The organism is Pseudomonas sp. FW305-3-2-15-E-TSA4 (genome assembly GCF_058787295.1).
Window position 1 is genome coordinate 1 of the sequence record NZ_JBYSZP010000041.1, and the last position, 1,313, is coordinate 1,313.

1 protein-coding gene is annotated in these 1,313 nt (G+C 52.7%); it reads left to right on the forward strand.

Going from position 1 to position 1,313, the window contains the following annotated elements; genetic code table 11:
- Nucleotides 1-53 precede the first annotated feature (53 nt).
- Nucleotides 54-1,276, forward strand: a protein-coding gene (locus tag AC3WMV_RS28295) for an IS3 family transposase (protein WP_177325627.1) whose coding sequence is annotated in 2 segments (ribosomal slippage) — nt 54-405 and nt 405-1,276 — 1,224 coding nt in all. Because the reading frame shifts where the segments join, the coding sequence is not laid out codon by codon here.
- Nucleotides 1,277-1,313: the final 37 nt, after the last annotated feature.

Consider the following 1,313-nt stretch of genomic DNA (forward strand, 5'->3'; position numbering starts at 1 on the left):
TGTCGCGTCCTGAATAAGGTTTACACCTTCTGACCAATCTTCAGGAGGATTCAATGGATACCGGAAAAAGGCGGAGCCAGCGCGATTACACGCTAGCTTTTAAATTGTCAGTCGTAGATCAAGTCGAAAAAGGCGAGTTGAGTTATAAAGAGGCTCAACGGCGCTTTGGCATTCAAGGCCGGTCCACGGTACTGGTTTGGTTACGCAAGCATGGCCGACAGGACTGGAGCCAAGGCGCCTCAATCCGAGCGCTGCGGAGCAGGCCGATGACCGACCCCAACCTACCGCTGACACCCGAACAGCGGATCAAAGAGCTTGAAGAACAGTTGGCGCTGAGCAATCAGAAGGCCCAGTTCTTTGAAGCTGTCGTGAACGTCTTGAAAAATGATTACGGTGTGTCCATCGTAAAAAAGCGACCCGGCAAGTCCTCTCGCAAGGGCAAATCCAAGACCTGAGCATTACCAGGGCTTGCCTGTTTATGGGCATTTCGCGCCAAGCGTATTACAAGCGCAACCGAGCCTTTGACGCGAGAGTTTGCCAAGACCAGCAGGTAGTGGAATTCGTTCTGGAAAAGCGTCGGCGCCAGCCGAGGCTTGGGACGCGCAAACTGCACCACCTGATGCTAATTGAAGCCGCAACAGCGCTACGTGTCGGTCGAGACCGCCTGTTTTCCATCTTGCGAGAGGCGCGAGAGCTGGTTCCTCGCAAACGTGCTTATCATAAAACCACGCATAGCCATCATCGCTTCCGCCGTCACCCCAACCTACTCAAAGCTGGCCCGGAACAAGTTGTAGCCAGCAGACCTGAGCAGGTTTGGGTCGCAGACATTACCTATCTCCCAACGCGGGAAAGTGTCGCTTACGTTAGCCTGATAACAGACGCGTACTCACGCAAAATCGTGGGTCATCATGTGCACAGCAGCCTGCATACGGAGTCGGTGGTCAGGGCGCTGCAGAAGGCTGTTAGTCAGCGAAAATCCAATCAACCGCTCATTCATCATTCAGATCGCGGAGCCCAGTATTGCTCTGATTTATACCAACGGATGCATACCCGGCATGGAATCAGGTGCTCAATGACTGACGGTTATGATTGCTATCAGAACGCTATGGCGGAGAGGGTAAATGGGATTTTGAAGACTGAGTTTTTGCTACATCGCCCCAAAGACCTGGCGGATGCAGTGAAAATGGTGGATGAATCGGTGCAAATCTACAACCGGGAGCGGCCGCACTTATCCCTGAAATACAAAACGCCCGATGCGGTGCATCGGGCGTTTTGAGACTGAAACAGGTGTAAACCTATTTCAGGACTAGACA